This window comes from Sphingomonas carotinifaciens (assembly GCF_009789535.1).
Taxonomy (GTDB): Bacteria; Pseudomonadota; Alphaproteobacteria; order Sphingomonadales; family Sphingomonadaceae; genus Sphingomonas; species Sphingomonas carotinifaciens.
The window spans coordinates 2,653,205-2,675,000 of record NZ_WSUT01000005.1; the positions used below are offsets into that span (position 1 = coordinate 2,653,205).

At 64.3% G+C, this 21,796-nt stretch carries 15 protein-coding genes, 1 tRNA gene and 2 rRNA genes (1 of these 18 only partly in view); 10 read left to right on the plus strand and 8 right to left on the minus strand.

The genetic code is table 11. The features are described from left to right. Positions 1-300: 300 nt before the first annotated feature. On the minus strand, positions 301-2,247 hold the full coding sequence (locus tag GQR91_RS14390) for a BCCT family transporter (protein WP_149683541.1): 1,947 nt from the start codon (positions 2,245-2,247) through the stop codon (positions 301-303). Between the two features lie 647 nt (positions 2,248-2,894). On the opposite strand from GQR91_RS14390, the gene GQR91_RS14395 reads away from it, so the two are divergent. The 8 genes from GQR91_RS14395 (at position 2,895) to GQR91_RS14430 (ending at position 12,634) form a co-directional block, all read left to right on the plus strand. Beyond that, positions 2,895-3,668, plus strand: a complete 774-nt coding sequence (locus GQR91_RS14395; protein WP_149683540.1) for an SDR family oxidoreductase — start codon at positions 2,895-2,897, stop codon at positions 3,666-3,668. Positions 3,669-3,868: 200 nt separating this feature from the next. Then, positions 3,869-5,356, plus strand: coding sequence for a carboxylesterase/lipase family protein (locus GQR91_RS14400; protein WP_149683539.1), 1,488 nt, complete (start codon positions 3,869-3,871; stop codon positions 5,354-5,356). 11 nt (positions 5,357-5,367) lie between these two features. Further along, positions 5,368-6,129: an SDR family NAD(P)-dependent oxidoreductase gene (locus tag GQR91_RS14405; protein WP_149683538.1), complete on the plus strand. Its 762-nt coding sequence runs from the start codon at positions 5,368-5,370 to the stop codon at positions 6,127-6,129. A 114-nt stretch (positions 6,130-6,243) separates the two neighbouring features. Continuing rightward, positions 6,244-8,427 carry a TonB-dependent receptor gene (locus tag GQR91_RS14410; RefSeq protein WP_149683537.1) on the plus strand — a complete coding sequence of 728 codons (2,184 nt, stop codon included), beginning with the start codon at positions 6,244-6,246 and terminating at the stop codon, positions 8,425-8,427. Position 8,428: 1 nt separating this feature from the next. Further along, the gene (locus GQR91_RS14415) at positions 8,429-9,829 is read left to right on the plus strand and encodes an FAD-binding oxidoreductase (RefSeq protein ID WP_149683536.1); all 1,401 of its coding nucleotides are present in this window, start codon (positions 8,429-8,431) and stop codon (positions 9,827-9,829) included. A gap of 17 nt (positions 9,830-9,846) precedes the next feature. Continuing rightward, complete coding sequence (locus GQR91_RS14420) at positions 9,847-11,154, plus strand: MFS transporter (RefSeq protein ID WP_149683535.1); 1,308 nt, start codon at positions 9,847-9,849, stop codon at positions 11,152-11,154. A 41-nt stretch (positions 11,155-11,195) separates the two neighbouring features. Then, positions 11,196-11,942: a helix-turn-helix domain-containing protein gene (locus GQR91_RS14425; protein WP_149683534.1), complete on the plus strand. Its 747-nt coding sequence runs from the start codon at positions 11,196-11,198 to the stop codon at positions 11,940-11,942. Then, on the plus strand, positions 11,939-12,634 hold the full coding sequence (locus tag GQR91_RS14430) for a FadR/GntR family transcriptional regulator (protein WP_149683533.1): 696 nt from the start codon (positions 11,939-11,941) through the stop codon (positions 12,632-12,634). The genes GQR91_RS14425 and GQR91_RS14430 overlap by 4 nt, the downstream gene beginning before the upstream one ends. 140 nt (positions 12,635-12,774) lie before the next feature. On the opposite strand, the gene GQR91_RS14435 is transcribed toward GQR91_RS14430, so the two are convergent. The 4 genes from GQR91_RS14435 to GQR91_RS14450 are packed head-to-tail and all read right to left on the minus strand — an operon-like array spanning position 12,775 to position 16,365. After that, complete coding sequence (locus tag GQR91_RS14435) at positions 12,775-12,951, minus strand: hypothetical protein (protein ID WP_160146865.1); 177 nt, start codon at positions 12,949-12,951, stop codon at positions 12,775-12,777. A 60-nt stretch (positions 12,952-13,011) separates the two neighbouring features. Then, entirely contained in the window at positions 13,012-13,269 is a 258-nt protein-coding gene (locus GQR91_RS14440; RefSeq protein ID WP_149683532.1) for a hypothetical protein, read from the minus strand. A gap of 52 nt (positions 13,270-13,321) precedes the next feature. Beyond that, positions 13,322-14,617: a sigma-54-dependent transcriptional regulator gene (locus GQR91_RS14445; protein ID WP_149683531.1), complete on the minus strand. Its 1,296-nt coding sequence runs from the start codon at positions 14,615-14,617 to the stop codon at positions 13,322-13,324. Beyond that, the gene (locus tag GQR91_RS14450) at positions 14,614-16,365 is read right to left on the minus strand and encodes a sensor histidine kinase (protein WP_249042547.1); all 1,752 of its coding nucleotides are present in this window, start codon (positions 16,363-16,365) and stop codon (positions 14,614-14,616) included. The genes GQR91_RS14445 and GQR91_RS14450 overlap by 4 nt, the downstream gene beginning before the upstream one ends. A gap of 254 nt (positions 16,366-16,619) precedes the next feature. Between GQR91_RS14450 and mqo the strand changes: the two genes are divergently transcribed. Both mqo and GQR91_RS14460 read left to right on the plus strand, forming a co-directional pair. After that, positions 16,620-18,320 carry a malate dehydrogenase (quinone) gene (mqo, locus tag GQR91_RS14455; RefSeq protein ID WP_149683530.1) on the plus strand — a complete coding sequence of 567 codons (1,701 nt, stop codon included), beginning with the start codon at positions 16,620-16,622 and terminating at the stop codon, positions 18,318-18,320. 162 nt (positions 18,321-18,482) lie between these two features. After that, positions 18,483-18,782 (plus strand): SDR family oxidoreductase, encoded by a 300-nt coding sequence (locus GQR91_RS14460; protein WP_268878327.1) that lies wholly within the window; start codon positions 18,483-18,485, stop codon positions 18,780-18,782. 60 nt (positions 18,783-18,842) lie between these two features. Here the strand turns inward: GQR91_RS14460 and GQR91_RS14465 are convergent. The 3 genes from GQR91_RS14465 to GQR91_RS14475 all read right to left on the minus strand — a co-directional run. After that, positions 18,843-18,919: transfer RNA gene (locus GQR91_RS14465), tRNA-Met, on the minus strand. Positions 18,920-19,000: 81 nt separating this feature from the next. Then, positions 19,001-19,115, minus strand: a 5S ribosomal RNA gene (rrf, locus tag GQR91_RS14470). 127 nt (positions 19,116-19,242) lie between these two features. Beyond that, positions 19,243-21,796, minus strand: a 23S ribosomal RNA gene (locus tag GQR91_RS14475) (it continues 306 nt past the right edge of the window).

Sequence of the window (21,796 nt, forward strand, 5' to 3'; positions counted from 1 at the left end):
TCCCTTATGCAACTGGCCGGATCACGCCCCGATAGCGGCGGGCAAGGCCGTTGGTGACCGCCCGTGAACTTTTCGAAGTCGAGAAGGCGCGGCGCGGCTCAGAGCGCGCGGCCGCCCTTTGGAAGACGGCGCAGACAACGACGGACAGGAAGGTTGGCACGGGCAAGCCGTTGCTCCAGGCAAAAGGGTTCGCCGTTGGCGGCCCGACCAACGTTAGAACCTGCCCGCATCACCTATTTGCGAACACCCGCACAGGGTATTGCCTGATCGGTGGCGCGTTCACAACCCCGCGCCTGCCGTTCAACGATCCGGCACGGACGCCTTCCGCGCGATTGCCGTTTCGGCATGACGCCACCGTTCCAGTTGCGTCAGGACATCATGGGCGATCTGCCCGGCAGTAAAGCCGGTCAGATCCCGAAAACCGGTTTCGCCATTGGTCTGCGCTGCGAGCATCCACGCAAGGCTGCGGCGGCTCTCGGGTGCCTCCAACGCGGTGTAGGCGGCCAGGGGACGCGATCGTGGCGACAGGCGATAGACGAAGGGCCTGCCATCCGACGCGGTAATGGTAAGTTCGACCGAGCCTTCGGTGCTTTCCACCGTGCTTGCCGGCCAGCCTTCCTTCTCCATCGCATCCCGAACGGATTGCAGGGCCGGTTCGCCGGTGCCGACGAGCTGCTGGAGAATATCGGCACGACGTGCCGGGATGAGCAGCCGCTTGATCCGCTCCCCGACCGACTTCATGTCACCCGGCAAAGTCACGCCTGCCAGATCGGCGTTGGTTTGACGAACAAGACCGACAGCCAGCAGCAGCATGATGAAACAAAAGGGCAATGCAGCGAGCAAGGTTGCCGACTGCAATGCACCAAGGCCGCCCGTCACCAGCAGCAAGGTCGCCGTGGCCCCCAGCAACACGCACCAATATACACGCTGCCACCGAGGCGTGTCCTCCACGCCGCCTGATGCCAGGGTGTCGATCACCAGCGCCCCGGAATCGGCAGACGTCACGAAAAAGAAGGCGACCAGCACGATCGCCAGCGTCGAGGTCACGCTGGCGGCGGGCAGATATTCCAGGAACTTGAACAAGGCAGTGGACAGGTTCGCCTGTACCGCATCGGCGATGCCACCGGCCGCCGAGCCAAGGTCGAGCGAGATCGCGGTATTCCCAAACACCGTCATCCACAAAAAGGTGAACGCGGTAGGCACGAACAGCACACCGATCACAAATTCACGGATGGTACGGCCGCGAGAGATGCGCGCGATGAACATGCCCACGAACGGCGACCATGCGATCCACCATGCCCAATAGAATAGCGTCCAGTCCGCCATCCACGCCCGCGGCTCGTAGGCATAGAGGGTGAAGGTCCGCATCACGAAATGATCAAGATACAGGCCGAAATTCTGCACGAGCGCGCGCAGCAGGAACAGGGTCGGGCCGACCGCCATCACGAACAGCATCAGCAGAACGGCAAATACCAGGTTCAGTTCGGACAAGCGCCGAATGCCGCGGTCTGCGCCGCTCAACACCGACAGCGTCGCCGCGCCCATGACCAGGACGATCACCCCGATCTTCACCGTCGTCGTATCGGGCAGGCCATATTCATAGGCCAAGCCCGCCGTCATCTGCGACACGCCGAAGCCCAGCGACGTGGATACGCCGAACACGGTGCCGCATACCGCAAAGATGTCGATGGCATCGCCCAGGGGGCCGTTGATGCGCTTGCCGAGGATTGGTGACAGGCCGGAGCGCAGCGTCAGCGGCATATCCTTGCGATAGGTGAAATAGGCCAGGCTCATGCCGACCAGCGCGTAGATCGCCCACGCATGGACGCCGTAATGATGAAAGGTGATGGCCATCGCCTCACGGGCGGCCAGGATAGTGCCGCTCGGCGCTTCGGGCGGCGAGATATAATGCTGGATAGGTTCAGCCACCGCGAAATACATCAGGCCGATGCCCATGCCCGCCGCAAACAGCATGGCCAGCCACGACAGATAGGGAAAGTCGGGCTCGGCATCGTCGGGACCGAGCTTCAGCTTGCCCGCCGGGCCGAAGCCAAGCGCCAGCACCACAACGAGAAACACAGCAACCGACGAGATATAGAACCAGCCGAACGTATCGATCGCCCAACTCTGCGCCGCCTTGAATGCGGCATCGGCAGTACCGGGCATGGCAAGCGTCGTTGCCAGCAACAGGGCAATGATCGCCGATGCGCCCCAGAACACGCGGGGGTTGATCTCGCTCTTCATCATATCACTGGCTTAGCACCAATAGGCGCTATTTGTCAGAGGGAGCGACGCTGTTTTGTGCCTTTGCCGCTGAAAAGCAGCAGCATGGCCGATCGATAACATGCGCGCAGGCCAAATCGTGACTGCAAGCGATGGCTCATCTGACTTCCACGTCGGAGAGGCAGATGTTACTGGCATAACAAGGTTTTTTAGATCCCCGGAACGCTGGATTCCCTATAGAATGCTGTCCATCTCACCCGGTCAGAATTATCGCAAGCTCACCAGTGTACGGCTGCTCCCAACCCACAGCGCGATTTGGGATGGATGTTGCAAGACGGTGATGGATTGCCGCCAGCGGTGATAACGGACGCCACACCGTCGTCAGGTCATCCACCAGCGGCTCCTCGCCTGACGCCCCCCGTGGTGAAAGTACCGTTGAAACCTGTGGAGGTTGCCCGCTGCTCCTCCACATGACGCAGCGGGGGTACCGTTTGACATGGAGATCGGGAACGCCCTCTTGCGTCTCGGAAGCGGCCCTTCACGGCTCGGAGTCTTTCGGAAACCGCTCATTCATGCACGGCTGTCGCAGGGCCGACCGAAGTGCCGATGAACGAACCGCGTCGCCGGGCATTCTGAACCGACACCCTCGCCACGATGCGGAGCAACGACCCATGAAGACCAGTGGCAACACAATCCTGATGACCGGCGGCGGCAGCGGGATCGGCGAAGCACTAGCCCACCGGTTCCACGATCGCGGCGATACGGTGATCATTGCCGGTCGCCGTGAAGAGGCGCTCCAGCGCGCCGCTGCGGGGCGGGACCGCATCCACACCATTACCCTCGATCTAGAGGACACGGCGAGTATTGACGCTTTCGCCAAGCAGGTCGTGGCGGACTTTCCATCGCTGAACGTGCTGTTCAACAACGCGGGCATCATGAAGTTCGAAGACCTGACCACCCGCCGCGATCTCACGGATGCCGAGGCGACGCTGGCGATCAACGTTCTGGGCACAATCCGACTCACGAACGCACTGGTCGACCATCTGAAGGGCCAACCCGATGCCGCGATCGTGACCGTCACGTCCGGCCTCGCCTATGTGCCGCTTGTGGCAGCTCCGACCTATTCGGCGACAAAGGCGGCGATCCACTCCTACACGGTCTCGTTGCGGACGCAGCTTGCGGGCGCGATCGAAGTGATCGAGCTGGCGCCTCCGGGCGTACAGACCGACCTTACGCCGGGGCAGGCGAACCGTCCGGGTTACATGCCGCTCGAAGCCTTCGCCGACGCGGTCGCCGCGCAATTCGCCCAACAACCGACGCCGCCAGAAATTCTGGTCGACGAGGTGCAGTTCCTGCGACAGGCCGAGCGCGAGGGCCGGTTTGACGAAACCTTGAAAACCTTGACGGAGCGCGCGGCAAAGCAGCGTCAGGCGGTGGGAGACTGACCTGAACAGGCCCGGACCCATTAGCTGCGTTTTTTGACGATCGCGGTGTATGGCGCCGGTCTAGGCAGACCTCAGCAGATAACCTGAGCATCTGGTCCAACGGCAGCGCCGTGCGCTTGTGATCCACTGTGCACGGCCTTTATGCGGATGGGCAAAGTGTCGGGTTTAGGCTGCCCGGCCGAAATCCGTATGTTGGGGGCATGACTGACACGAGCCAGATAGTCGTTCGCACCGCGTCGGGCACGGTGCGGGGCCGGTGCCGCGATGGCATCCTGCACTTTGCGAACCTGCCTTATGCCGCCGCGCCGGTCGGCCCCCGCCGCTTCGCTGCTCCTGCTCCGGTGGACGCCTGGGACGGTGTCCGCGATCTGCCTTTGACCGGCCCTACCGCGCCGCAACGTCTCCGTGCGGTGCCCGGGCTCGATATCGAACCGCTCGTCGGCACCGGGTGGACAGCCGGTGACGATTATCTGACGCTCGACATATGGACACCCGCGGGTGGCGAGCGACCATGGCCGGTCATGGTCTTCGTGCACGGCGGTGGGTTCGTGATCGGCAGCAAGGATGCCGCGGTGCAGGACGGGGCCACCTTCGCACGCGATGGCATCGTCTGCGTATCGATCAACTATCGGCTCGGCGTCGACGGCTTCCTGCCGATCCCCGGCGTTCCGACAAATCTCGGGCTTCGCGACATTATTGCCGCCCTTGGCTGGGTACGCGACGAGATCGCGGCCTTTGGCGGCGATCCGGCCAACGTCACCGTTTTCGGCGAATCGGCGGGTGCCATGGCGATCGCGGACCTCGTCACCTCGCCGCTCGCGTCCGGCCTGTTCCGACGCGCCATCATCCAGAGTGGGCATGGCGCCATGACCCGCGAAACAGCCGTCGCCCGCCGTCTGGTCGACAAGCTCGCCAAGCTGCTCGGGATCGCGCCGACCCGGGACGGGTTCGCCTCGGTCGACGCGCAAGCGATGCTCGACGCGGTGGAAAAGGTGTCGCTGCCGACGGCGCGGATCGACCTGCGCGGCTCCGACGGGCGCGAGCCGGTGTTCGGCATCAGCCGGTTCGTTCCCGTACACGGCGACGACCTCCTGCCGCTTCCGCCCCTCGATGCGCTCGGGGCCGGCGCGGGCAAGGAGGTGGATGTCCTGATCGGCACCAATGCCGAGGAGATGAACCTCTATCTCGTGCCCAGCGGCGTCCGCGACAGGATCGGCCGCCTGCTCGCCTGGATCGTGCTGCGCAAGTCGCAGCCGCGCGCCTGGTCCGTTCTCAAAGCATATGGCGCCGGCCGCAAGCGTGGCGGCCGCGCGCTGACCGATGCGATGAGCGACCTCGTCTTCCGTTGGCCCGCCCGCCGCTTCGCCGAGGAGCATCGGGGCCGCACCCATGTCTACGAACTGGAATGGCGCTCGCCCGCCTTTGCCGGCGAACTCGGCGCGGCGCACGCGGTCGAAAACCCGTTCGTCTTCGACACGCTCGCCGCCGCCAGCGGACCGCAAGGACTGCTCGGCGAAAACCCGCCGCAGGAACTCGCCATCCGCATGCATCGCCTGTGGATCGACTTCGCGACCGATGGCTCGCTGCCCTGGGCGCCATTCGACCGCGAGACCCGCCAGGTCTATCGCATGGCCGCCGGTGAAGCCGCCTACGAGGCGCCGATGCCCGCCGCCGCCTTTCTCCCCTGACAGGACCAGCCATGTACGCCAATCGTCTGCGCCTTGATGGCCGCACCGCGTTCGTCACCGGCGGCGCACAGGGCATCGGCTGGGCCTGTGCCGACGCACTCGCCGAGTTCGGGGCCGTCGTGACCATCGCCGACCGGGACCCCGATCTGCTCGCCCGCGGCCTGGACGCCCTTCGCGCCAAGGGCCATGTGGTGGAGGGTATCCTTCTCGACGTCGCCGACGCCGCCGCCGTTACCGCGATCGCCGACCGGGTGGGCGGTGCCGACATCCTCGTCAACAATGCCGGCATCGCGCGGAGCGACACGCCTGCCGAGGAGGTTGCCGACGAGCAGTGGCGACACGTTCTGGACGTCAACCTGAACGGCACCTTCTGGTGCGCGCGGGCCTTTGGCCGCCACATGCTGGCAAGGGGCAGCGGATCGATCGTCAACATCGGCTCGATGTCGGGCTTCATCGTCAATCGCCCGCAGCCGCAAAGCTATTACAATGCGTCCAAGGCTGCGGTGCATCAGCTGACGAAAAGCCTGGCGGCGGAGTGGGCGGACCGCGGGGTCCGCGTCAACGCGGTGGCGCCGACCTATATCGCCACCCCGCTCAATGCCTTTGCCGACCGGGAGAGCGAGATGTACCGCCGCTGGATCGACGGCACGCCCCAAGCGCGACTCGGCGAACCGGAGGAAGTTGCGGCAATCGTTGCCTTTCTGGCGTCAGACGCCGCCAGCCTCATGACCGGCAGCATCGTGCTCGCCGATGGCGGCTATTCGTGCTGGTAGGTCAAGCACAAGAGCCGATCGGCAAAGTCGGCCGACCTTTCCGATAGGTCAAAACGCCCGCATACCTATCCGACAGGTGGACGACACGATCCGCCGACATCGGAGAGGAACCTCATGCGTCGTTCGCTGCTCGTCCTGACCACCGCCATCACGCTCGTAACCCCCGCCTTTGCGGCGGCACAGGCCTTGCCCGTGCAGGGCGCGCAGACCACGAACCAGGGCACGCCCGCCGATCCGCAGGCGGATACCGGCGCACAGACCAACCCGGCCGCGTCCGACATCGTCGTTACCGCCCGCCGCCGCGAGGAGCGGTTGCAGGACGTGCCCATCGCGGTCACTGCCATTTCGGGCGACGCAATCAAGCAGCAGCAGCTCGTCGTCGTCCGCGACGTCGCCGCCTATACGCCCGGCCTCAACATCAACTCGGATTCGGTCGGTCGCGCCTTTGTCTCGATCCGCGGCATCGGCACCACGCTGATCGACACCGTGCAGCCGGGCGTCGGCATCTTCATCGACGGCATCTACCAGCCCAACACCACCTATCTCAACTCGCCGCTGGTCGATGTCGCGCGGGTGGAGGTGCTGCGCGGACCGCAGGGCACGCTGTTCGGCAACAACACGCTGGGCGGCGCGATCAACGTGGTGACGCGGCAACCCTCCAACGAATGGCAGGGTCGCATCGACGGCGCGCTCGCCAGCGGCGACAATTACGCCTCCCTGTCGGGCAGCATCTCCGGGCCGATCGTCGCCGACGTGCTGCAGTTCCGGATCGGTGCCGCCTATCACAAGGAGGACGGGTTCCAGCGCAATCTGCTCGCCGGGGGTGATCAGAACCCGCTGGAGACCAAGAGCGTCAACGGCACGCTGCGTTTCGTGCCGGCGGACTGGGCACGCTTCACGCTGAACGGTGGCTATGACCGCGTGTTCGGCGGCTCGACCCCCTATTTCAACGTGCGGGGTCCGCGCGACTATACCCTGGACGGCCGCAGCAACCAGCGCAGCCTTGCCACCATCGATTACTATGCGCTCAACCTGAAGGGCGAGTTCGATGTCGACAGCATCAACACCACCATCACCGCGATCGGCGCCTATAACCAGTCGGATACCCGCAGCGCCGGCGATGCCGATTATAGTCCGATCGACTTCTTCCGCTCCACCTCCGATCGCACGCTGAAAACCCGCACCGGCGAGGTTCGCTTCGATACCAAATGGAGCGACAATTTCTCCACGCTGGTCGGCGCCTTCTATGCCCGCTCGACGACGGATGCGACGACGACGACCACGGTCGTCCCCGCGAACCTGACCGCGCCCGGCACCGCGACCTCGGAAAACGAGAACATCGCCGGCTTCGCCACCGGCTTCCTGGATTTCGGCGGCGGGCTCGATCTGGCGGTCGGCATCCGCTTCGACCATCAGAAGCTCGATGCCTCCACCGCCGGTCTGGCCGCCGCCTATGAGGCCAATGAATGGCAGCCGCGCGCCACGCTGACCAAGCGCTGGACGCCGGACTTCATGACCTATGCCTCGGTCGCGCGCGGCGTTCGTGGCGGCGGGCAGAACGGCCCCGGCGCCCCCAACCTCACCTATCAGGGCGACAGCGTCTGGACCTATGAGATCGGCTCGAAAGCCAGTGCGCTTGATGGCCGCCTGACCGCCAACGTCGCCGCCTTCTATAACGACTACAAGAATTTCATCGGCGCCAATGCACTCGCGCCCTCCACCATCCTCAACCCCGCCACCGGCCAGCCCGTCGGCTTCGTCGCGATCAACCTCAATTCGGGCGACGTCGAGAGTTACGGCGCAGAGGCGGAACTGAGCTTCAACGTCAACAAGCTGTGGCGCGTCTATGCCAATGCCACGCTGCTCCATGCGCGCGTCACCGACTCCAGCCAGTTCAGCGCGCTGACCGGCTACGCCTATCCCGGCAACCGCATCCTGTTCGTGCCCGACGCCAATTATGCCGTCGGCACCAATCTGCGCATACCCTTTCACGGCGATCAGGCGATCGTGTTCGACACCAACGTCGTTGCCAAGGGGGACCGTACCGGTGGCTCGCTCGACGCCAGTTCGGTCCCGATCCTGGAGGCCTATCACCTCGTCAACGCATCGCTCACCTGGTCCGGCGGGCCGCTGGAGGTCGGCGCTTTCGCGACCAATCTGTTCAACGAGAAGTATATCGAAACCTATCTCGATCCCTCGCTGCTGCGCCGCGCCGGACTGCCCGCGCCGCTCGTCTCGGGGCTCGCCATCCAGACTCCGCGTCGCCGCATCGGCATCCGCGGCACGGTGCGGTTCTGACATGATCCACGCACCCCGCCCCACCCGCCCGCGTCTCGACGAGGCATTTGTCGCCCGCCTGCGGCAACGCTTCGGCGATGCGCTGACCGTCAGCGAGGGCATCCGCCGCCAGCACGGCACCAGCGAGGCCCATTTCGCCGAGGCCCTGCCCGACGCGGTCGTCTTTGCCGCCTCGACGGAGGAGGTCGCCGATTGCGTGCGTCTCTGCGTCGCGGCGGGCGTCGCGATCGTCCCCTTTGGCGCCGGCACCTCGATCGAGGGGAACGCCTTGCCCGTCCATGGCGGCGTCAGCATCAACCTGTCGCGCATGGACGCGATCCTTGCCGTCAATGCGGGGGATTTCGACTGCACCGTCCAGGCCGGTTGCCGCCGGGAGGAATTGAACACCCATCTGCGCGACACCGGCCTGTTCTTTCCGATCGATCCCGGCGCCAACGCGACGATCGGCGGCATGGCATCGACCCGCGCCAGCGGCACCAACGCCGTCCGCTACGGCACGATGCGCGAGGCGGTGTTGTCGCTGACCGTGGTCACCGCCGATGGCCGGGTCATCCGCACGGCCACGCGCGCGCGCAAGTCCGCGGCAGGCTACGACCTCACCCGGCTGTTCGTCGGGTCCGAGGGCACGCTCGGCATCATTACCGAGGTGACGTTGCGCCTGCATCCCATCCCCGAACAGATCATGTCGGCCGTTTGCGGGTTCGACAGCCTGCAGGGCGCGGTCGATACGGTGGTCCAGTCCATCCAGTGCGGCGTGCCGCTCGCCCGCGTCGAGATACTGGACGACAAGCAGATCGCGGCGGTCAATCGCTGGTCGAGGCTGGATCTGCCCGAAGTGACGACGCTGTTCTTCGAATTTCATGGCTCCCCCGCCGGCGTCGCCGAACAGGTCGAAACGGTGGCTGCGCTGGCGGAGGGCAATGGCGGTGGTGCGTTCGCCTGGTCGAACCAGCCCGAGGAGCGCGCCCGGCTCTGGAAGGCACGGCATGAAGCCTATTATGCCGCGGTCAATGTCCGCCCCGGTGCGGTCGGCTGGACCACCGACGTGTGCGTGCCGATCAGCCGGCTTCCCGAATGCATCCTCCAGACCCGCGCGGATATCGATGCCGGTGCGGTTCCCGCCACGATCCTGGGCCATGTCGGCGATGGAAATTTCCACGTCATCTTTTCGATCGACCCCGAGCGGCCCGATGAGTTCGAGGCGGTCGAGCGCATCAACCGCCGGCTGGTCGAAAGGGCGATCGCGATGGATGGCACCTGCACCGGCGAACACGGCATCGGCATCGGCAAGCAGGACTGGCTTGTCGCCGAGCTTGGTGACGCCGTCGATACGATGCGCGTGCTGAAACGCGCGCTCGACCCGAACAACCTGATGAACCCGGGCAAGATCTTCAGCCTGTAACCGCCGGAGCCACGCCGATGACCGATACAGCACTTGGCTACCCCGCTCCGGCAGGCGCGATCGCCGCTCCGCGGACCCTGCCGTCGCTGCTCGCCCTGACGCTGGCGATGGCGATCGGCTTCACGATGATGGCGTCGTTCGGCACCGTGCAGGAAGGCGCCAAGGTCGAACTGGGGCTCAGCGACGCGGTATTGGGTGTCATCCAGGGCGTCAGTGCCGCGCTTGCACTCGTCGTCTTCTCGATCCCGGTTGGCTTGCTGGTCGACCGTTTCAACCGCAAGCGTCTGCTGGTCGGGTTGGCGTTGCTCTGGACGCTCGGCACCGCGCTGACCGCGATTGCGACGGGGCCGGCGATGCTGTTCGTCGCGCGGCTGCTGGCGGCCACCGGCACCACCGGCGCGCTGACCGCCGCGCTGTCGCTCACCGCCGACCTGTGCGTACCGGAACGGCGGGGACGCGCGATGCTGCTCGTCAACGTGGGCAAGATGGCGGGCCTGGGGGCCGCCTTCGGGGTTGGCGGCTGGCTTTACGGCGCAATTACCGCCGGCGCCCTGCCGATCGTCGGTGGACTGGCGCCGTGGCGCGGCACCCATGTCATCCTCGCCATCGCTGGCGTCCTTGCCCTCCTGCCCTTGCTCCTGCTTCGCGAACCTGCCCGCCACGAGGTCGCGGCCGCCACCCATGCACCCTTCCGCGCTCTCGTTGCCCAGCTATGGGCACGGCGCAGCTTCCTTGCCCCGCTGTTCGTCGGGCAGGTCGCGGTGGTGATGGCGGACAATGCCGCGCTGGTCTGGGCCGCGCCGGTCCTGTCGCGCCATTATGGCCTGCAACCCGGCGATTTCGCCGGATGGATGGGGGTGCTGGTGTTCGGCAGCGGGCTTGTCGGCACGTTGCTCGGCGGGTTCGCCGCCGACTGGGGACAGAAGAGCCGGGTTCGTGGCGGCCTTCTCCTCGGCGCCGTCATCGCCGCCGCGATCGGCATTCCCGCCGCACTGTTCCCGATCGGCCCTACCGTCACCTGGTTCGCCATCGCCTTCGGCACGCTGTCGCTATGCGGCGCGATCACCGGCCTCATCACCTCCGTCGCCCTCACCGTTCTCATCCCCAACGAACTGCGCGGCCTCTGCATCGGCGCCTTTATCGCCTTTGCCGGGCTCATCGGCTTCGGCATCGCCCCCTCCCTCGTCACCACGATCAGCAGCCTGCTCGGCGGCGAAAGCCATCTCGGCCCCGCGCTCGCGATCGTCGGCACCGCCACTGGCGCACTCTCCGTCATCGGCTTCTTCCTCGCCATGCGCCGCGCCCCGCTGACTGCAATTGACTAACCTATCTGAAAGGTCCACTGTACCGTCAAAGGAGAGGATCGATGACGCCGAAGCAGCGGATCGACGTGTCACCTGAAATGCTGTCGTTCGTCGGTACGGGGCCGATCGCCTGCGACGACCTGCCACCGGCTGCGATCTGCCTGCGCTTCGATCTTGGCGAGGCGGCGACGCTCGGCTTCGGCGACCCTCTGGAGGCCGCGGGTGATGCAACGGTGGTGCTGGTCGTCACGGCTGAGGCCTGCCGCCGCATCTTCGGCCATGTGCCGGCCGAACCCGGCTGCTGGCACCTTCCTGCCGATCTCGCGCTCCTGGCCGTGGAACTGCGCGACTGCCCCCTCCCCGAACCCGCCCGCGCCACGCTACGCCTTGCCAAAAGCATCGAGCTGCTGTGCGCGACGTTCGTGAAATTTGCCGATAACTCGCTGATTGCGGCCGATTCCGCAGGCGAGCTTTGCGAGCGTGACGCGGCCCGTCTCGCCGCCGCCCGCCGGCTGGTCGACGAGCGTTGGCAGGAGAAGCTGACGCTCGACACCATTGCCCGCGCCTGCGGTCTCAACCGTGCCAAGCTGACCCGCGGCTTCCGCCAGGCCTTCGGGTCCACCGTCGCCGATGCGATCGCCGACCGCCGGTTGCAGGGTGCGCATCGCCTGTTGCTCGCCACCGACCTGCCCGTTTCATCGATCGGCTATCGCTGCGGCTACAGCAACAATGCCAGCTTTACCCGCGCCTTCTCACGCCGCTACGGCGTCGCGCCCACCCGGCTACGCGCGTTGGAGGTGGCAGCGTGAGACACGCCGCGCAACTGGAGGAAGGCGGCTCGCTCGTCGATCTGGCGGTACGGCGCGTCCGCGATCACATTCGCGAAAGCGATCTGAAGGTCGGCGATACGCTGCCCGGCGAAGGCCAGTTCGCCGCCGAACTCGGTGTCAGCCGCGCGGTCATGCGCGAGGCGTTCGGTGCGCTGGCGGCGCTCCGCTTGATCGACGTCGGCAACGGACGCCGAGCGCGCGTCGGGGCGATCGACGGATCGGTGATGGGCACCTCCCTCGATCACGCGGTCGCCACCGCCCAAATTTCCGTCGCGGAGGTCTGGGATGTCCGCCGCACGCTCGAATTGCGCACCGCCTACCTCGCCGCACGCCACCGTAGCGACGCCGACGCACACCTCATCCTCGCCGCCGCCACCGCCATGCGCACCGCCACCGAAATCGACGACGTCACCCGCAACGACATCATCTTCCACCAGACGATCGCGCGGGCGAGCGGCAACATGCTGTTTCTTCAAATCGTTCGCTCTTTCGCACCGCTCATGAAAGTGGCCGTTCCGCTGGCTTGGGAAACACGCTCCACGGAGACTGCGCGCGTCGAAGTCCTTCGCCGGCATAAGGACATTGCAGAAGCCATCGCCGACAGGGATACCGACAGAGCCTCAATGTTGATGGTTGCGCATTTCGACGAATCGATCGCCAAGGATCTTTAACAGCACGGCTCGGCCGGGTTCCTGACCCTGTCCAGGCCAGCGCGATGTGCTTCGTCCGCTCCGCAACGCTGGGCCGATGCTGGAGCGGAACACATCTAACCGAGCCCGTGATGACCCGGCATCCCGGGCACCGAGGCAAATCAACCGGGCGATCCAGGCATCCGCCAGTTGTGTTCGTTGCCGGCAGCTTCCGCCGTCCAATTGAGATGCGCCACGAATTTCTCGAAGATCGGCACGGTAAAGGTCACCAATACGGGATCCGCGTCGGGTTCCTTGAAGGTCAGCACGACGAAGCGCGTGCCGGTCTCATCGATCATGAGACCGGCCTCGATCGCACCGGGGCCGCTGGGACTGATCACAACCTCAGTCACGACGGATCAGCTCGGATGCGCGGCGCTGACGACGGCATCATCGCCGTCCTCGGTGGGGATGGTGGCGTCGCTGGCCGGGATTTCGGCCGCGGCCGCATCGTCCTGAGACAGTTTCATCTGTTCATAGGCGATTTCCAGATCCTGCACGCCCGAACCGGTCGGCTGGATGGGCAGATCGGCGAAGGTCGCGGGCTCTTCTGCCGGATTGATCTCGTCAGGCACGTCATTCTCCTTGTTGCAGAGCATGAACGCACCGGCGGCCATTTCGAAGCACGGGACGGGCGAGCGACCATATCGCCACGCGGCCCTATGCCCTCTACCCCTTGACCCGCTTCTGGCGGCGAACCGCCGCAAGGTCGATGCCAAGACGCTTCACCCGGTAATAGAACGTCTTCCGCGGCAATTGCAGCGCCTTGATCGCGGCTGCCACCTCTCCGTCGGCGGCGATCACCGCATCGGTGATCGTGGCGCGCTCGAACGCGTCGAGCCGTTCGCCCAGCGATGCGGGTTCGCTATCGACCGGTGCCCCGTCATCCAGCCCCAGGCAGATGCGCTCCGCGGCCTTTTCCAGCTCCAGCACGTTGCCCGGCCAGGGTCGCAGGGCAAGTCGATGGGCATGGTCGGCCAGCGCCGGCAGCGCGCAGCCATGGCGGTCCGCAGCGCGCGCGGCGAAGTGCGCGAACAGGGTCGGAATATCTTCCTTGCGCTCGGCAAGGGGCGGCAGGCGCAGCGGCACACCCGCGAGCAGATGAAACAGGCCGGGCAGGATCTGGTCGCGCCTCCCCTCCTCCAGGGCGGCGACGATCCGCACGTCCACGCCATGCGGCTCCGGCCCGTCCAGCGGCAAGGCGCGCGCCTCGGCGAACCGGATCAGCCTGTTCTGCAACTCCGGGCCCGCGGCCTCCAGATGGTCGAGGAACAGGGTACCGCGATGCGCGCGATCAATGGCGCCGTTGCGCGCGAACAGGTCGCGCTCCACCAGCGCGACCGGCACCGTTGCGCAATCGATCACCAGGAACCGGTGGCGGGAGCGTTTTCCCGCACGGTGGATCAACCGCGCCAGATGCTCGCGCCCGGTGCCGACCTCGCCTTCGATCACCAAGTCGAGTGGTGCATTGGCCAGCAGCGGGATCATGTCGCGCAGCCGCCGGATTGCCAGGCTGTCGCCGATCAGCGCTGCTCCCTGCTGCTCGTCCGCAAAGGCCCGCAGGCGGCGGTTCTCCAGCGTCAGGGCGCGCGCCGTCGTCGCCCGGGTGACGGCGGCGACCAACGCCTCGGGATCGAACGGCTTGGACAGGAACTCCCACGCGCCGTTCCTGATCGCGTCCACCGCCATGGCGATGTCGCCATGCCCGGTCAGCAGCAACACCGGCAGTTCCGGATCGCGTGCGCGCACCGCCGCGAAAAGATCTAGGCCCGACATACCGGGCATGCGCACATCGGTCACGACGACACCGCCAAATCCGGCGGTCAGTTGGGGCAACGCGCTGGCGGCATCCGCGAAGGCGCGAACCTCGAACCCGTGAAGCGTCAGCAACTGCTCGGCTGCGGCGCGCAGGTCCGGCTCGTCATCGATCAGCGCGACAAGGGGCGTGGGCAAAGCCTCGGTCATGCGCGCCGCATCCCGATCTCGAAACACGCGCCAATGGTGGAGGGCCGATGGCGCAGCCAGCCGCCAAGGTCTGTCATGATGTCCTGCGCGATGACCAATCCCAATCCCAACCCCGCTTCCCGGTTCGTATTGAACGGCGTGAACAATCGCTCCAGCACCTCGGGTGCAATGCCGGGGCCGTTGTCCTGCACCGATAAACACACATGGGTGTCGTCCTGTGCAACGGACAGCACGACGCGCGCGGCCGGCTCGCCCATCATCGCCTGCAGCGCGTTCTGGACGAGGTTGACCAGCACCTGTTCCAGACGAACCTTGTCGCCGATCACCATTGCGGACACCACCGACGGACGAGCGATCGCGACGCCGCGCATCTGCGGTTGCAGGATCAGCATCGCACCCTCGATCACCGCGTTGAGCGGCACGGGATGCAGGCTTTTCGTCTGCTTGCGCGAGAAGCCGCGCAGATGCTGCGTCATCACCCCGATCCGGTCGGCGAGGCGGGCGATCGTGGCAAGGTTGCTGCGCACATCTTCCATTCGGCCGCGATCCAGCAACAATCCGCTGGTCTGCGCATAGGTGCGGATCGCGGTGATCGGCTGGGCGGTTTCATGCGCGACGCTGGCGGTGATCTGACCCAGCGAGGCAAGGCGGTTCGCCTGTTGCAGGCTTTCGCGAAGCTCGGCGGCCCGGGCCTCGGCCTGTATGCGCTCCTCCGCCTCGCGGCGCAGGTCCGCGGTCCGCTCAGAGACGGCCTGCGCCAGATCGGCCTCCCGCCGACGTGCCGACTCGATCCGCAAGGCCAGCGCCCCGCCGGTCGCCGTCAGTGCCAGGATGATCGCGCCGGTCGCCAGCGACGCGGCAAGCCGGGCAGAGGCGATGACCCGGTCGATCCGCCGCATCTGCGTCAACGTCCATCCGGCACGCTGGACGTGCAGGCCATGGGTCACGAAGCGCTGCCCGGTGCCGTTCAGCTTCACGGCGCCATCGCCCATCGCCGATACGGGCAGCAGGTAGCGGCCGGCACTGGGCGCGCCAATGTCGCGGCTGGCCTGTCTCGCCACGGCGGGGTCCAGGCGACGGATAGCGGCGAACCGCCAGTCAATCCGACTGGTGACCAGCACGATCCCGCGCGCATCATGAACGAAGCTTATGCCCCGATCGCGCGCCCACGCCCGCTCCACCCGGTCGAACTCCAGCTTGATGACGATCACGCCACCCCCGGCAATGCGCCGGCTGAGATACAGGCCGGGCCGGCGGCTGACCGAACCCAGCGCATATTGTCCGCCTTCGCCGCGTAGCCGGGCCTCCCGAAAATATGGACGAAACCGGTAATCGATGCCGACGAACGGCGCACGCGTCCGCCAGTTGCTTGCGGCAACCGACCGGCCGTCGGGTGCGATGACGTAGATCGTCGGGGTGCCGGCGATGCGGGCCAGCCGCTCCAGCTTGCGATTGAGCACCAGCCGGGCGCCGGGGACATTTGCCAGCGCGGCATGAACGTCGCGATCATCGGCCAGTGCCAGCGGCAGCAGTCGAAAACGTGCAATTTCGCTGTTCAGCAATGCGGCGCGAAGGTGCGCGTCCTGCACCACTTCTGCCCGCTGCGCCGCCAATGTCCGCCGCTCGGCGAACTGTGCCGCCAGCATCGCACCCAGGAAGGCGAGCGCCAGCGCGGCCAAAAGCCACGCCACGTTGCGAAGCGATGCGGGTCGAGACACGCACCAGGCGGTAACGACCGGCACCATCATGTGCAAGTTCTTGCACTTTGCAGCAATGACCTATGTCGAAACTGGCCCATGGCGATCAGCTTGGCTGACAGGATGAACCGCCAAATTGGCGGAAAACCGTCGAAAATGCGCCCCTGCATTTTGTTGTGCGGCCCGCGTCTGCGCTTCCACCACATGGATGACAGCTCATCATCGCGCGCGTCGGGCCGCTTCTATCGAGGTGACACAGTGCCTCCGGGGCCCGCCGCGCCATCCAGGCTGCGAGGACCCGACCGATGCCAACAGATTGCAATACCTCATCCGCCCGGCCCATCGCCGGCGGCGTCACCCGTCGTGAACTGATCGGCACGGCCGCGGCTGCGGGCGGCGCATCGTTGCTGCCCGCCATGGCACGTGCGCAGGACGTGACGGAGAATCATGTCGACGTGCTTCTAATCGGCGGCGGCATCATGAGCGCGACGCTTGGTGTATTGCTGCACCAGCTCGAACCTAACTGGAAGATGGAACTGGTCGAGCGACTGGATCAGGTCGCCGGCGAGAGTTCGGACGGCTGGAACAACGCCGGCACCGGGCATTCCGCATTATGCGAATTGAACTACACCCCGGTCAACGCCGCGGACGGACGCGTCGAGATCGCAAAGGCCATCGAAATCAACGAGCAGTGGCAGGTTACGCGACAGTTCCTCAGCCACCAGGTGCGCGCCGGCGTGCTACGCGACCCGCGCGCCTTCATCAACTCGACGCCGCACATGAACCTCGTCTGGGGCCGCGACAATGTCGCCTACCTCCGCAAACGCTACGACGCGCTCGGCGCCAGCCCCCTCTTCTCCGGTATGGACTTCACCACCGACCCCCGCCAAATCGCCACCTGGGTGCCGCTGATGATGGAAGGACGCAAAGGCGGCGAGCCGCTTGCTGCGACGCGCTCGCCCCTGGGCACGGATTGCGACTGGGGTGAGGTGACGCGGCAATATATCGCGACCCTGAAGACGCAGCCTGGGGTCACGTTGACCACCGGCTACGAAGTACGCAAGCTGGAGCGCAATCCGGACAAGACCTGGCGGGTCACCGCGCGTGCGGTGAGCGGCGGCGGTTCGCGCGTCATCAATGCCCGCTTCGTCTTTGCCGGTGCGGGCGGCGGAGCATTGTCGATCCTGCAGGAATCCGGTATTCCGGAGGCCGACAACTATGCCGGCTTCCCGGTGGGCGGATCGTTTCTGGTGAGCGAAAAGCCCGAACTGGCGAACCGCCATCTGGCCAAGGTCTATGGCAAGGCGGCGGTGGGATCGCCACCAATGTCCGTGCCCCACTTGGACACACGCTATTTCGACAAGCGGCGCGCGCTGCTGTTCGGTCCTTTCGCGACTTTTTCCACGAAGTTCCTGAAGTATGGATCCTATCTCGACCTGCCAGGCTCGGTCACGCTGGACAATTTCCGGCCGATGGTCGCGGTCGGCTGGGACAATTTCGACCTGATCGAATATCTGGCAGGGCAGTTGATGATGTCGGACGAGGATCGACTGGCGGCGCTGCGGGAATATCTGCCAGGCGCGCGCGCGGAGGATTGGCGCCTTTGGCAGGCAGGCCAGCGCGTGCAGATCATCAAACGCGATCCGAAGAAGGGTGGGGTCCTGAAACTCGGTACGGAAGTGGTGGCGTCCAGCGACGGGTCGATCGCCGCGCTGCTTGGCGCCTCGCCGGGCGCTTCCACGGCGCCGTCGATCATGCTGGGCCTGCTCAAGACGGTCTTCCCAAAGCGGCTGGCAACACCTGTTTGGCAAGATACGTTGCGCCGCATCGTTCCGTCCTACGGCATCGCGCTCAACGATCACCCCGACCTGCTGGAAAAGGAATGGGCGACAACGAACGAAACGCTGCGCCTTGCTACGCCACCGCCTGCGGTGCACGTCGCCACGCAACCCCGCCCGGCCGCGACCCGGGTGCGCGTGGATCGCCATCCAGACCTGGCGCTGTAAGCGGATGCCGCCCATCGCGTCAGGAACGTCTGGGTCATGAGGTGGTCGCCTGCAGCCTCCATCTGCCGCGGGCACCGCTGCAGCCGAACCGTATAGTCGACGCGAAGAGGTTACAGACATGGCTGGTCCGGACTGGCCGAGTAATGCCGGTCGATCGATACCATTTCTCGTGATCGAGATGACTTATGTTTCCCATCATGCCGTCCGCGACGTTCGGCAGGCTGCATGATCTGGCGGACGGGCATCCGGGTAAACGTGCTGTCGCCGGGTCCGACGCGGACTGATCTGGCAGCGGAGGTGGTCGGTGCATCGGACATGGAGGCTTTGGGTGCGATGACGCCCCTGGGCCGGCTTGGCGATCCGGCGGAGACGGCATCGGCTGCGGCCTTTCTGGCGTCGTGTGACAGCAGTTTCATGACGGGGGCTGAGGCGTTTGTCGACGGGGGGCTGGCGCAGGTTTAACGGGCTGTGCACGCGAAAACGCCTCGGAAGCGGTGGCTTCCGAGGCGTTGCAAATGAAGTTGGTTGCGGGGACAGGATTTGAACCTGTGACCTTCAGGTTATGAGCCTGACGAGCTACCGGGCTGCTCCACCCCGCGGTGGTGAGGTTTTGTTCTTGCGCTGTGTGGCGCAAGGGGGATGTGAATGGGTTCTTTGTGTGCATGTTCGCGGGCTTCAATGCCTGGCGACGACCTACTCTTCCATCGCTTGAGCGATAGTACCATTGGCGCGGTCGGGTTTCACGGCCGAGTTCGGGATGGGATCGGGTGGGACACCGACGCTATGGCCACCAGGCAATGGAGCCTGCGAGCATGCGGTTGTGTTGGGATGAAATCGATGCACCTTGGAAGTTTTATCTGGCTGAGAGTTATTTCCATCCACCCGTTCATCTAGCCCAGGGCTGATGGTGGGGGTGTGGAGCTCTCAAGCGCGACCAGAGCAATTAGGACCGGTTAGCTCCATGCGTTACCGCACTTCCACATCCGGCCTATCGAGGTCGTGGTCTTCGACCGCTCTTGATGAAATCTTATCTCGAGGGAGGCTTCCCGCTTAGATGCTTTCAGCGGTTATCCCGTCCGTACATAGCTACCCTGCTGCGCCGTTGGCACGACGACAGGTACACCAGAGGTACGTTCAACCCGGTCCTCTCGTACTAGGGTCAACTCCTCTCAAATTTCGACGCCCACGGCAGATAGGGACCAAACTGTCTCGCGACGTTCTGAACCCAGCTCACGTACCACTTTAATTGGCGAACAGCCAAACCCTTGGGACCTGCTCCAGCCCCAGGATGTGATGAGCCGACATCGAGGTGCCAAACAACCCCGTCGATATGAGCTCTTGGGGGTTATCAGCCTGTTATCCCCGGCGTACCTTTTATCCGTTGAGCGATGGCCCTTCCACGAGGGACCACCGGATCACTATGACCGACTTTCGTCTCTGCTCGACTTGTCAGTCTCGCAGTCAGGCTGGCTTATGCCATTGCACTCTAACAGCCGGTTTCCAACCGGCCTGAGCCAACCTTCGCGCGCCTCCGTTACTCTTTAGGAGGCGACCGCCCCAGTCAAACTACCCGCCACAGAGGGTCCCTGTACCGGTTTCACGGTACGAGGTTAGACAGTAGACAACAACAGGGTGGTATTTCACCTATGGCTCCACATCAGCTGGCGCCGATGCTTCAAAGCCTCCCACCTATGCTACACAGTTCTTGTCCACTGCCACTCTGAAGCTGCAGTAAAGGTGCACGGGGTCTTTCCGTCTAACCGCGGGTACTCCGCATCTTCACGGAGAATTCAATTTCGCTGAGCATGTCCTGGAGACAGTGGGGAAGTCGTTACGCCATTCGTGCAGGTCGGAACTTACCCGACAAGGAATTTCGCTACCTTAGGACCGTTATAGTTACGGCCGCCGTTTACCTGGGCTTCATTTCAGAGCTTGCACTCCTCCACTTAACCTTCAGGCACCGGGCAGGCGTCAGGCCCTATACGTCGTCTTGAAGCCGACTTAGCAGAGCCCTGTGTTTTTGCTAAACAGTCGCTACCCCCTGGCCTGTGCCCCCCACAAAAGCTTGCGCTCATGTGGGGCCTCCTTCTTCCGAAGGTACGGAGGCAATTTGCCGAGTTCCTTCAGGACACTTCTCTCAAGCGCCTTGGTATACTCTACCTGACCACCTGTGTCGGTTTCGGGTACGGTCTATACGGTGGGGCTATTTCCCGGGACAGTTTCGAAGCACGGCCAATCCGTTAAGGCCGTACAACACACACCATCCGTCACACACCACCAGGCCCACGAATATTAACGTGGTTCCCATCGACTACCCCCTTCGGGCTCGTCTTAGGGGCCGGCTCACCCTGCGCGGATTAGCCTTGCGCAGGAACCCTTGGTCTTTCGGCGAGAGGGCATCTCACCCTCTTTATCGCTACTCATGTCTGCATTCGCACTTCCGATACCTCCACGACCCATTACCAGATCGCTTCACAGGCCTACGGAACGCTCCGCTACCGCGTGATCAAAGATCACACCCTAAGCTTCGGTGCACGTCTTGAGCCCCGTTACATCTTCGCCGCAGAAACCCTTGTTTAGACCAGTGAGCTGTTACGCTTTCTTTAAAGGATGGCTGCTTCTAAGCCAACCTCCTGGTTGTTTTGGGATTTCCACATGCTTTCCCACTTAGACGTGACTTGGGGACCTTAGCTGTAGGTCAGGGCTGTTTCCCTTTTGACGACGGACCTTAGCACCCGCCGTCTGTCTCCCGAGTATCACTCATAGGTATTCGGAGTTTGGTTAGTGTTGGTAGATCTCGCGACCCCCGCAACCATCCAGTGCTCTACCCCCTATGGTGTCCGCTCGAGGCACTACCTCAATAGTTTTCGCGGAGAACCAGCTATTTCCCGGCTTGATTGGCCTTTCACCCCTAAACACAACTCATCCGGTAACTTTTCAACGTTAATCGGTTCGGACCTCCAGTGCGTGTTACCGCACCTTCATCCTGGTCATGCCTAGATCGCCGGGTTTCGGGTCTAATACTTCAAACTAAAGCGCCCTATTCAGACTCGCTTTCGCTGCGCCTACACCTATCGGCTTAAGCTTGCTTGAAACATTAAGTCACAGACCCATTATGCAAGAGGTACGCTGTCAGGCCTCAAAGGGCCCTCCAACTGCTTGTAGGCAATCCGTTTCAGGTACTGTTTCACTCCCCTCATCGGGGTGCTTTTCACCTTTCCCTCACGGTACTAGTTCGCTATCGGTCATGTACGAGTATTTAGGCTTGGAGGGTGGTCCCCCCATGTTCAGACAGGATTTCACGTGTCCCGCCCTACTCGAGTCCTGAATTCTCACTTTCGCATACGGGGCTGTCACCCGCTATGGCGCGTCTTTCCAAACGCTTCTGCTAGTTGAAATTCAGGCACTGGCCTGGTCCGCCTTCGCTCGCCACTACTAACGGAATCTCGGTTGATGTCTTTTCCTCCGGCTACTGA

Bases quoted from the DNA above. Each gene is read 5' to 3' on its own strand.
- GQR91_RS14450 (WP_249042547.1), bottom strand. From the start codon at position 16,365: ATGATGGTGCCGGTCGTTACCGCCTGGTGCGTGTCTCGACCCGCATCG.
- GQR91_RS14445 (WP_149683531.1), bottom strand. From the start codon at position 14,617: ATGACCGAGGCTTTGCCCACGCCCCTTGTCGCGCTGATCGATGACGAG.
- GQR91_RS14415 (WP_149683536.1), top strand. From the start codon at position 8,429: ATGATCCACGCACCCCGCCCCACCCGCCCGCGTCTCGACGAGGCATTT.
- GQR91_RS14410 (WP_149683537.1), top strand. From the start codon at position 6,244: ATGCGTCGTTCGCTGCTCGTCCTGACCACCGCCATCACGCTCGTAACC.
- mqo (WP_149683530.1), top strand. From the start codon at position 16,620: ATGCCAACAGATTGCAATACCTCATCCGCCCGGCCCATCGCCGGCGGC.
- GQR91_RS14405 (WP_149683538.1), top strand. From the start codon at position 5,368: ATGTACGCCAATCGTCTGCGCCTTGATGGCCGCACCGCGTTCGTCACC.
- GQR91_RS14390 (WP_149683541.1), bottom strand. From the start codon at position 2,247: ATGATGAAGAGCGAGATCAACCCCCGCGTGTTCTGGGGCGCATCGGCG.
- GQR91_RS14395 (WP_149683540.1), top strand. From the start codon at position 2,895: ATGAAGACCAGTGGCAACACAATCCTGATGACCGGCGGCGGCAGCGGG.
- GQR91_RS14400 (WP_149683539.1), top strand. From the start codon at position 3,869: ATGACTGACACGAGCCAGATAGTCGTTCGCACCGCGTCGGGCACGGTG.
- GQR91_RS14435 (WP_160146865.1), bottom strand. From the start codon at position 12,951: ATGATCGATGAGACCGGCACGCGCTTCGTCGTGCTGACCTTCAAGGAA.
- GQR91_RS14440 (WP_149683532.1), bottom strand. From the start codon at position 13,269: ATGGCCGCCGGTGCGTTCATGCTCTGCAACAAGGAGAATGACGTGCCT.
- GQR91_RS14420 (WP_149683535.1), top strand. From the start codon at position 9,847: ATGACCGATACAGCACTTGGCTACCCCGCTCCGGCAGGCGCGATCGCC.
- GQR91_RS14425 (WP_149683534.1), top strand. From the start codon at position 11,196: ATGACGCCGAAGCAGCGGATCGACGTGTCACCTGAAATGCTGTCGTTC.